Here is a 9,619-nt window from a genome sequence, read left to right as displayed (position 1 = left end):
GACAGTTCTCGACGACCTCTTGACGCGCGGCCAGGTGGCCAAGCCGCCGCGCCCGTGGCTCGGCGCCCTGTCGGCCGAAAGCGACGGCAGGGTGGTGGTGATGAGCGTGACCGAGGGCGGCCCGGCGGCCAAGGCCGGCCTGCGTCAGGGCGACATCATCTCCGACATCCGCGACGGCGCGGTCGACGGGCTGGCCGATTTCTATCGCAAGCTGTGGGAAAGCGGCTCGGCGGGGGCCGAGATTCCGATGCGGGTGCTGCGCGACGGCCGCGAAACCTGGCTGCGCGTCAAATCGGCCGACCGCGGCAGTTTTCTGAAAAAGCCGCAGCTGCAGTAGGCGCGTCGATGGCGTCCGCGATGTCATCGGGTTGCCAATTCGCCCGACGGGCAGCCGCTCGGCCATCGCGGCCAGGGCCTCGTCGGGATTGCCCAGCGCCTCGCGCGCCTGTCGCAGCCGGTTCTCGCCGCGACCGGCGATGATCACCTCGGCCCCAGCCTCACTGCAGCGTCGGGCCAGCGCCAGACCCATGCCGGAGCCGCCGCCGACGATCAGGATTTTCTGATTTGAAATGCTCATTCGCTCTGCCTTTGCTTGGATGGAGAAGGGCAGGGAATTGGCAGTTCGGTACGGCAAGTGAAAACGGAAGAAACCGATAGCGCTATCGGAAGCGCCGATGATGCAGGGCGATCAGTTGCCGCAAGCGGTGAAGGCAGCGCCCGGGTTCCAGTCCTTGAAAGCGATGGCCTGGCCTTCGACGGAGACGGTCTTGTGCTTGGTGCTGCCGTCCGGCTGCTTTTCGCTGCTGGTGCCTTTGCCGGTCAGCACATTGTACTCGCAGGCGCTTTCGGCATTCTCCTTCAAATAGTCATCATGGTCATAGGCGAAGCCGGCAACGATGAAGGCACCGTTGCGCCAGGCGATGGTCAGCGTCATGTCGGTCCGTTCGCTGCCGACCGGCATCGCAGGCAGGTAGAATTTGATCAAACCGTTGGGCAGCATCGTCAGTTCCGGCTCGGTGTCGGAGTTCTCGTAGCCCGGCCGGTCGTAGCCGTTCCATTCCCCGTGGATCTGCTCGTGCACGATCTCGACGGGCTTGAGGTAATTATGCTCCTTGTCCCTGAGGAAGAAGTGGACGTCCATCGGCTGGCCGGGCTCGGTCTCCACCACCATGGCGAGATCGACGGCGCCATCGCCGTTGAAGTCGCCAGTCAAAGCCGTGATGATTTTCCGGGTTTCGATCGGCTCGGCGAGGGCGAGGCTCGGCAACAGCAAGGATAAAAAAGCGAGCAGCAGAGATTTCACGGTGGCATATTCCCCCAGACTGACACCTTGCGGTCCTATAGCATGGCGGTGGAATATCGCGCGCCCTCTCTTCTCCCCGACGAAGTCGCGCGGCGATGCTTTCCTTAGCTTGTGGTGACGCAACTGACGGAAACTGACAGCGATCGGTGCCACATGCCGGGCAATGACGATGGGCGCAATGCGGGGGGCAAGACGACAGTGGGAGCAGGAACTATGGTGGCGCGAGCGGCACTGAACAAACAGGCCGGCTAATGGCGCCGGTCAAGGTTGATCCCGACAAGATCCATGAATTCCCGGATGCGGGCAGCTTCTACGCGTGGCTCGGCAAGCACCACGCTACGGAAACCGAAGTGTGGATCATGGTTCACAAGGTGGGGGCGGGACTGAAGTCGATCACCCCCAAGCAAGCCATCGACGTGGTGCTGTGCTTCGGCTGGATCGACGCGGTGCGCAAGGGGCTGGACGACAAGAGTTTCCTGCAGCGCTACACGCCGCGCAGCCGGAAGAGCATCTGGAGCCTGATCAACATCGACAATGTCGCGCGGCTGGTCGAGGAGGGCCGCATGACCGAGCATGGGCTCAAACAGGTCGAGGCGGCCAAGGCGGACGGGCGCTGGGCGCGCGCCTATGGCAGCGGCAAGCAGATGAAAATTCCCGATGATTTGCAAGCAGCCATAGACGCCGAACCTGCCGCCAAGGCGATGCTTGAAAAACTCAGTGCGCAGAACCGTTTCGCGCTCGCCTTCCGCACCCACAACATGAAGACCGAGGCCGGGCGCAAGAAGAAGATCGAGACGTTTGTGGCCATGCTGAAGCGCGGCGAGACGATCCATCCGCAAGGCAGGAAGTAAGCCGCTCAGGCTCTTTCTGCGGCGAGGGGCATGCGTTCGCATGCGGCCCGCCACCCGATTCCTGGGCAGATTGCGATCGGCACTCAGCGTCGCATGAAGTGCTTCAGTATCTGAATCGCCGAATTGTTATAAGCATCTGTTTTTGTGCGGATTTGACAGGTGTCTGTCGCGCATTTCCTCCGGCATTGCGTAGCCAAGAAAAAAGCCGCCCTCGCTTTGCGAGTGGCGGCCTTTTCCCGGGAGGAAGTCAGGAAGGAGGGGCAATCAAGCAGCCTTGGCGTGCTTGATGGTTCAAAGGCAGATACTATTGGTTCAAGTCGACCGGCGTCACGCCAAGGAGTTTCAGGGCGTTGGCGTAGGTCCTGATGCCTTGTGCCTGTTTGCGCTCGGCACAAAACCGGTTCGCCTTGTCCTGGAGCGCGGTTGCCTCGGCGATCTGGCTCGCACTGGCACCGGGTTTGGCTTTGGTCTGGATGGCTCCGTCGAGTTGAAGACCGAGCTGGCTGCAATATTCGCTCCGGGTGACCGCTGCTTCCGCACCCGATTGTGCGACCGCCAGCATGGCGAGCGAAATGCCTGTCAGGGCACCCATCCATCCGGTCGAGCGTCGTTGCATGTTTTGGACCATTTCTTCGCGTTGTGCAGCAGCCCGCTTGACCGCCGCGAGGGTGGTTATGACAGGCGATGTTTTCGCGAGCTTTTCCCGGATGTTGTTTCTTGTTTCTGGAGTGTGTCTGGGTGGGGTTGTCCCTTCTCCCCCTGTGGGAGAAGGTGGCCTCGCGAAGCGAGGTCGGATGAGGGGTGTTCCAGGGAACACTAACGTCTCATTCCGCTGGAACACCCCTCATCCGTCTCGGCGCTGACGCGCCGATCCACCTTCCCCCACAAGGGGGGAAGGCAAGGGCGTTCCGCTGTATGCGGCGCTTGCGCCTCTTCCTTTGCGGCCATCCTTCGCGTAAGGCGCCGGGCAAATCCTTTCGCGCAAGCATATAGCCCGGACACCGCATGATCAGACTTGAAAGCATCAGCAAGCAGAACGGCCGTCAGCTTGTCTTCATCGAAGCGTCGGCGTCCCTGCAGAAGGGCGAGAAGGTCGGCCTCGTCGGGCCGAACGGCGCCGGCAAGACGACACTGTTTCGCATGATCACCGGCCAGGAGCAGCCCGACGAAGGCCAGGTGCAGGTCGATCGCGGCGTGACCATCGGCTATTTCAGCCAGGATGTGGGCGACATGGAAGGCCACAGCGCTGTCGCCGAAGTGATGAACGGCGCCGGGCCGGTGTCCGAAGTCGCGGCCGAAATGGCAGCCCTCGAGGCGGCCATGGCCGATCCTGACCAGGCCGACCAGATGGACGAAATCATCGAAAAATATGGCGAGGCGCAGCACCGCTTCGAGGAACTCGACGGTTATGCGCTGGATGGCCGTGCGCGGGAAGTGCTGGACGGTCTCGGCTTTTCGCAGGAGATGATGGACGGCGATGTCGGAAAGCTTTCCGGCGGCTGGAAGATGCGCGTGGCGCTGGCCCGCATCCTGCTGATGCGGCCCGACGCCATGTTGCTCGATGAGCCATCGAACCATCTCGACCTGGAGAGCCTGATCTGGCTGGAATCCTTCCTGAAAAACTATGACGGCGCGCTGCTGATGACCTCGCACGATCGCGAGTTCATGAACCGCATCGTCAACAAGGTGGTCGAGATCGACGCCGGTTCGCTGACCGCCTATTCCGGAAACTACGAATTCTACCAGCAGCAGCGGGCGATCGCCGACAAGCAGCAGCAGGCACAGTTCGAGCGCCAGCAGGCAATGCTGGCCAAGGAGATTGCCTTCATCGAGCGCTTCAAGGCGCGCGCCTCGCATGCCGCGCAGGTGCAGAGCCGGGTGAAGAAGCTGGACAAGATCGACCGCGTCGAGCCGCCGAAGCGCCGCCAGACCGTGTCCTTCGATTTCCTGCCGGCGCCGCGCTGCGGCGAGGATGTCGTGACGCTGAAGAACGTCCACAAGGGCTATGGCAGCCGCTCCATCTATGAGGGGCTCGACTTCCAGGTCCGCCGCCGCGAGCGCTGGTGCATCATGGGCGTCAATGGCGCCGGCAAATCGACGCTTCTGAAGCTGGTCGCCGGCGCTTCCGAGCCGGACACCGGCACGGTCGCGCGCGGGCCAAGCGTCAAAATGGGTTATTTCGCCCAGCACGCGATGGAGGTGCTGGAAGGCGAGCGCACTGTGTTCCAGACGCTGGAGGACGCGTTTCCGCAGGCCGGCCAGGCGCCGCTGCGGGCCCTTGCCGGCTGCTTCGGTTTTTCCGGCGACGAGATCGAGAAGAAATGCCGCGTGCTGTCAGGCGGTGAGAAGGCGCGGCTGGTGATGGCGCTGATGCTGTTCGACCCGCCCAACCTTCTGGTGCTGGACGAGCCGACCAACCACCTCGACATCGCCACCAAGGAGATGCTGATCACGGCGCTTTCGCAATACGAGGGCACCATGCTGTTCGTCTCGCACGACCGGCATTTCCTCGCAGCGCTTTCCAACCGCGTGCTGGAACTGACGCCCGAGGGTATCCACACCTATGGCGGCGGCTATACGGAATATGTCGAGCGCACCGGCCAGGAGGCGCCGGGGCTCAGGAGCTAGGTAAATGATAAGGGCGGCGTCGGCTCGAAGCCGGCACCGCCCTTTGAATATGGTCCGGCTGGAATGACGGCCTTACTCGAACGAGATGGCCATGCCGCTGAGGTCGGCGTTGACCTGCAGGCCGACTTGCTTGCCCGTGAGTTCGAGTTGGGCGCCCTTGTCATTGGTCATGATGATCACCTGGGCTCCCTTGCCGATCGTGCCGCCGCCGCCGGCTGCTCCGTAGACCCCGGTCACGTCGCGGGCGCGGCGGATATGGCGAACCGTGCCGCGGAAATATGTCTTGGACACGCCGAAAGCCAGGCCTCCGGACACGGCGCCGATCGAGATCGGGTAGCTCTTGCCATGGAAGGTGAAGGTGCCCTTGCCGCCGGAGCCGCCGACGAAAAACGCCGCCTTGTAGACGGCGAAGCGGATCGTGCCGCTGTCGGCATGCGCGGCGCTGGCAAAGCCGATGCTCGCGGTGGCGATGGCGGCAACCGCGATGGAACGAAATCCGGATGAAATCTTCATGGTGAGAACTCCTCAATGTCGCCGCTTTGCCGGCCGCAGCGTGGGATCAAAGTTACAACTGAACAGTCTGGCCCGTGGTTTGGTTCCAGGCCCCGTGATTTGGTTCCAGGCATGTTCGAATCCGGCTGCGGGAAGGCCGGGGAGAGGGCGGCGGGTTGCGGAGGGTGGGGAACGCGCCTGACCGCAGCCTATCGCCTTGTGCGATGAAGAGGTCTATGCAGGCCCTTCACAAGGCTTAGGAGAGGCTTCGGATGAGAATCGCAATCTGCCTCGCATTGACCGCGGCAGTGGCCGGATGCGCGACCTCCCCGGTCGACTATGAGGCGTCGCTTTCGCAGCAGGACCAGAAATGGGCTTCGCCGGCATGCCAGCAGGCCCGCATGGCGGCTTCGGATTACCAGGCTCGCGAGAAAGAGCATCCGGGGTGGGGTTTCGGCGTCCTGCTTGGTCCATACTCGATGGGGCTCGTCGCAGCCATCAAGGAGCATGAGCAGAAGCAGCGAAAGCTGTTCGCCCGCGAGGTGCATCTGCAATGCTCAAGCCTGCCGTTGCCGAAGGAACTGCAGGGCGATTTGAACCCTGCCGTACCGCCGACGAAGTATCCATAGCCTTGGCGGCGCCTTCCGGGCAAAAGGCGCCGGGGCTGCGGCGCGAGTGATGGAAGCCGCCGTTGGCGCGCACCAGCCCCGAGGCCGTTGAAGCGCGGCTGCAAAGCATCGGCGACGACCGAAGCTCCAACGTCTCGCGCAGCAACTGGCCAAGAACGATAGTCTCTCCGTCAAGAGCAACCTGCGCTACGTCGACAGGATCGTCAAAGGCATCGAGAGTGACTTCACCAAGGTTGATGGAGACATCCTGGTCAAGAATGACCAAGGCCGGCACCGGCTTGGCGATTTCTCGATCTCGTTCAAGGGCCAGGCAATGCTGACCTCTAAGGATACATTCGAAGCATTCGCGGGCTGAGTCCCCTCGCGGCGCCCGTCACCTCGGCAGGGAATCTCCCGGTGCTGAGGCCCTTGCAAGTGCCCGAGGGGGGCAAGGCGGATCTTGTTCGGGCGGATCGTGCTGTTCGTGACGGCGGCGTATTTGCGGATTGTGGAGGAGAGGTAGGGGGGATTTGGTGTATGGCTGCTTTGGGGCCGTGAGCCGACTGTCCGCTATTTGCATCGCCTCCCGACAAGCTGCCGTTCTCTGCAGCTTGACTGGCAGTATAAAAACGTGCGTTTCAGGTCGACACTGCTACGGGCAGACAAGAGCTGCCCAACACCACCGCAGGCTCGCGCTTCTTAATTGCTATCGCGACAAGCTAATTTAGATATATAAGATATATCTTCCATCTTCTCCCTCACATAGTTGCAGTTGCACAACATTCTTAGCGTTTTGGTAGCTCCCTGCACTATAGATGGATTGCCGCGCGACAGTAATCATGCTGCGTTCGGACATCCGGAATCGGGGGCTAAGGCATGGCGGGACGAATTCGCGCGGGCGGCGGGCTTTTGGCCGTGGCGCGCGGGCGGTTTTGGGCGGGAGCTTCCCTGGCAGCTTTGATCGTTGCCGGTGCGACCTCGCGCCAGGCGATGGCGGGCAACTACGTCGCCAACAGCGATAGCTCGCTTCGCACTGCGATCAGCGCCGCGAATGGGGACCCTGATTCCAACGCGACGATTACGCTGACCGCCAGCTTCACGGTAACATCCATTCCTCTGCCGGTGCCCACCAAGCCGCAGACGATCGACACCCAAGGGTTTACGCTGTTTGGCGCACCGGGCAGCGGCGTCGCAATCTCTGGCGCAGGCGCCGTGCGGACGCTGATGGGCACGTTCATGGGCTCGGACGGTGGCAGTTCATCAGCGGGGCTGCAGATGCGGAGTGGCGCCGCGGTGATCAATATGGGCTTGGTCCAGGGCGGAACTGGAGCTTCAGGATCTGGCGGCGCAGGCGTCGATTTTGGCGGCCCGGGCGCTGCCACGACGTTGACCAATCATGGAACCATCCGCGGCGGGCCCGCTGCGAGCGGCAGCGGCGGTATTGGCGTCTATGTTCGAAATGGCGCCGGCCAGATCATCAATACTGGCACCATCGAAGGGGGTGGCCCGGGTGGGGGCGCTATCGCGGCCAACGGCGCTGCCGTCTCGATAGATATTGTTAACAGCGGCACCATCCGGGCCGGTGCCGGCGCCGACGCGATCGGCTGGTTGCCGAGCGTCATGCCGACGACCGGCGTAATCCGTCTTGAGCTGCAGGACGGCTCGCAAATCTTCGGCAATGTGGTGGCGAACGCCACGGCGACCACCGACCGCCTTCGGCTCAGCGGAACTGGCTTCTCGATCCTGGATGGTTCGATCGGCAGCGCCGGGCAGTATCGCAACTTCGACATTTTCGAGAAGACCGGCAGTGGCACCTGGGCGCTGACGGCCGACAACACAGCCACTACCAATTGGGATATCCAGCAGGGCACGCTGCAGCTGGGCAATGGTGGCACCAGCGGCTCAATCATCGGCGACGTCGTCAACGCCGGCACGCTCGCCTTCAACCGCAGCGACGTGCTGACTTATGGCGGTGTCATCAGCGGCACGGGCACGGTCAGCCAGATCGGCAGCGGAACGACGATCCTCACCGGCGCCAACAACTATAGCGGCGGCACCACGGTCAATGCCGGCACGCTTCAAGTGGCCGCCGACGGCAATCTCGGCGCAGCCTCCGGCAATCTCAGCTTCGGCGGCGGCACGTTGCACACGACCGCCAGCTTTTCCACTGCCCGTGCTGTCCAGCTCAATGGCAATGGCGGGTTCGACACCGCCGCAGGCACGCAGCTCGACGTGACTGGCAAAGTGACCGGTGCCGGCACGTTGATCAAGAATGGTACCGGCACGCTCAACGTCACCAGCTTTTCCAACAATTACACAGGCGGCAACATCGTCAATGCGGGCACGCTCGCCGGGAACACCGTGGCCATCCGTGGCGACATCCTGAACAACGGCGCCGTCTCGTTTCTCGACCTTGGGCCCAACACCTTCGGCGGAAACATCTCCGGCTCGGGCAGCCTCGACGTCGAAGGCGTGGGCACGCTGACGCTGACCGGCACCAACACCCACGGCGGCGGCACCAAGGTCGGGGTCGGCAAAAGCGTCTCTGTCGCTTCAGACCAGAATTTGGGCACGGCGACGGGCCTGTTGGCACTCGACGGCGGCGAACTCGTCACGACGGCAAGCTTCGCCATGAGCCGCGATATCAACCTCACGTCCGGCTATGGCTTCTTCCGCACGGCGACGGGCACGACACTGACCGCCAATGGCGAGCTGAGCGGCGTGGGCGGCGTCTACAAGGAGGGCGCCGGCACCCTGGTGCTCAACGGCGACAGCACCTATTCCGGCCGCACCACCGTGGACGGCGGCAAGCTCGTGGTCGAGGGCTCGCTCGGCAACACCGAAACGACGGTCAACAGCGGCGGCACGCTGGGCGGATCCGGTTCGATCGGCGGCGCGGTGATCGTCGCCGATGGCGGCGTGCTGGCGCCGGGATCCAGCCCTGGCACGCTTACGGTCGGCTCGCTCAGCCTGAGCTCCGGTTCTATCCTCGACTACGAGCTTGGCCAGGCCGGCATTGTCGGTGGCGGTGTCAACGACCTGATCGAGGTGACCGGCGCGCTGACGCTGGACGGCAGCCTCAACATCACCGATGTCGGCGGCTTCGGGCCCGGCGTCTACCGGCTGATCAATTATGGCGGCGCGCTCACCGACCACGGTCTCGAACTCGACAATTTGCCGGCCGGCGTCACGGCCGCCGACCTGACGGTGCAGACCTCGGTCGCCAAGCAGGTCAATCTGATCAGCAGCGTCGGCACCGATTTGTGGTTTTGGGACGGCGACGCAGCCGGCAATGCCAACAACGATCTGGTCGATGGCGGCAACGGCACCTGGACGGCGACGAGCCCAAATTGGACGACCAGCACCGGTCTGGTCAACGGAGCCATGAAACCGCAACCCGGCTTTGCCGTCTTCCAGACCCTCGGCGGCACCGTTGTCGCCGACGACAGTGCCGGTGCGCTGGAGGTCACCGGAATGCAGTTCGCCGCCGATGGCTACCGCATCGAAGGCGACCCCGTCACACTGGCCGGCGCCGGCGGCGAGAGCATCATCCGGGTCGGCGACGGGACGGTGGCTGGCGCGGGCTATACCGCGACCATCGCCTCGGTGCTGACCGGGGCGAGCGGCCTGACCAAGACCGATGCAGGCACGCTGGTGTTGTCGGGCGCCAACACCTACACGGGCGGGACCACGGTTTCGGGCGGTGTGCTTTCGGTTTCGGCCGACAACAATCTTGG

Annotated in this window: 8 protein-coding genes and 2 pseudogenes; 6 read left to right on the top strand and 4 right to left on the bottom strand. The window is 63.2% G+C overall.

Annotated features, from left to right (window positions below; genetic code table 11):
• On the top strand, positions 1–337 hold a 337-nt coding region (locus EN749_RS23040), incomplete at its 5' end, for a PDZ domain-containing protein (RefSeq protein WP_145990976.1).
• An 84-nt stretch (positions 338–421) separates the two neighbouring features.
• Here EN749_RS23040 and EN749_RS23035 read toward each other — a convergent pair.
• Together EN749_RS23035 and EN749_RS23030 are read right to left on the bottom strand one after the other, a co-directional pair.
• A pseudogene (locus EN749_RS23035) lies at positions 422–577 on the bottom strand (SDR family NAD(P)-dependent oxidoreductase); the annotation flags it as partial.
• 111 nt (positions 578–688) lie between these two features.
• Positions 689–1,303, bottom strand: a complete 615-nt coding sequence (locus tag EN749_RS23030; protein ID WP_189367667.1) for a hypothetical protein — start codon at positions 1,301–1,303, stop codon at positions 689–691.
• Positions 1,304–1,554: 251 nt separating this feature from the next.
• On the opposite strand from EN749_RS23030, the gene EN749_RS23025 reads away from it, so the two are divergent.
• Positions 1,555–2,154, top strand: a complete 600-nt coding sequence (locus EN749_RS23025) for a YdeI/OmpD-associated family protein (RefSeq protein WP_128364035.1) — start codon at positions 1,555–1,557, stop codon at positions 2,152–2,154.
• A gap of 304 nt (positions 2,155–2,458) precedes the next feature.
• Here the strand turns inward: EN749_RS23025 and EN749_RS23020 are convergent, their stop codons facing one another.
• A complete protein-coding gene (locus EN749_RS23020) occupies positions 2,459–2,746 on the bottom strand; it encodes a hypothetical protein (RefSeq protein ID WP_127326633.1) in 288 nt (95 codons plus the stop codon).
• A gap of 413 nt (positions 2,747–3,159) precedes the next feature.
• Here EN749_RS23020 and EN749_RS23015 point away from each other — a divergent pair, with 413 nt between their 5' ends.
• Positions 3,160–4,782 carry an ABC-F family ATP-binding cassette domain-containing protein gene (locus EN749_RS23015; protein WP_127267001.1) on the top strand — a complete coding sequence of 541 codons (1,623 nt, stop codon included), beginning with the start codon at positions 3,160–3,162 and terminating at the stop codon, positions 4,780–4,782.
• 72 nt (positions 4,783–4,854) lie between these two features.
• Here EN749_RS23015 and EN749_RS23010 read toward each other — a convergent pair whose 3' ends face one another.
• Positions 4,855–5,295 carry a hypothetical protein gene (locus tag EN749_RS23010; protein ID WP_127267000.1) on the bottom strand — a complete coding sequence of 147 codons (441 nt, stop codon included), beginning with the start codon at positions 5,293–5,295 and terminating at the stop codon, positions 4,855–4,857.
• A 251-nt stretch (positions 5,296–5,546) separates the two neighbouring features.
• Between EN749_RS23010 and EN749_RS23005 the strand changes: the two genes are divergently transcribed.
• From EN749_RS23005 to EN749_RS22995, 3 genes and pseudogenes are all read left to right on the top strand, one after another.
• The gene (locus EN749_RS23005) at positions 5,547–5,903 is read left to right on the top strand and encodes a hypothetical protein (protein ID WP_128364034.1); all 357 of its coding nucleotides are present in this window, start codon (positions 5,547–5,549) and stop codon (positions 5,901–5,903) included.
• 396 nt (positions 5,904–6,299) lie between these two features.
• Positions 6,300–6,405 (top strand): annotated as a pseudogene (locus EN749_RS38965) (ABC transporter permease); the annotation flags it as partial.
• A 353-nt stretch (positions 6,406–6,758) separates the two neighbouring features.
• Positions 6,759–9,619, top strand: a 2,861-nt coding sequence (locus EN749_RS22995) for an autotransporter-associated beta strand repeat-containing protein (RefSeq protein ID WP_189367665.1), incomplete at its 3' end; no start/stop codon positions are given.

This window comes from Mesorhizobium sp. M7A.F.Ca.ET.027.02.1.1 (assembly GCF_004022985.1).
GTDB lineage: Bacteria > Pseudomonadota > Alphaproteobacteria > Rhizobiales > Rhizobiaceae > Mesorhizobium.
Note: the sequence above shows the minus strand (reverse complement) of the source record. Positions and strands in the feature narration are given on the sequence as shown.

What these genes read in the sequence shown, in the direction of transcription:
- EN749_RS23005 (WP_128364034.1), top strand. Translation starts at nt 5,547, where the DNA reads ATGAGAATCGCAATCTGCCTCGCATTGACCGCGGCAGTGGCCGGATGC.
- EN749_RS23010 (WP_127267000.1), bottom strand. Translation starts at nt 5,295, where the DNA reads ATGAAGATTTCATCCGGATTTCGTTCCATCGCGGTTGCCGCCATCGCC.
- EN749_RS23015 (WP_127267001.1), top strand. Translation starts at nt 3,160, where the DNA reads ATGATCAGACTTGAAAGCATCAGCAAGCAGAACGGCCGTCAGCTTGTC.
- EN749_RS23025 (WP_128364035.1), top strand. Translation starts at nt 1,555, where the DNA reads ATGGCGCCGGTCAAGGTTGATCCCGACAAGATCCATGAATTCCCGGAT.
- EN749_RS23020 (WP_127326633.1), bottom strand. Translation starts at nt 2,746, where the DNA reads ATGGGTGCCCTGACAGGCATTTCGCTCGCCATGCTGGCGGTCGCACAA.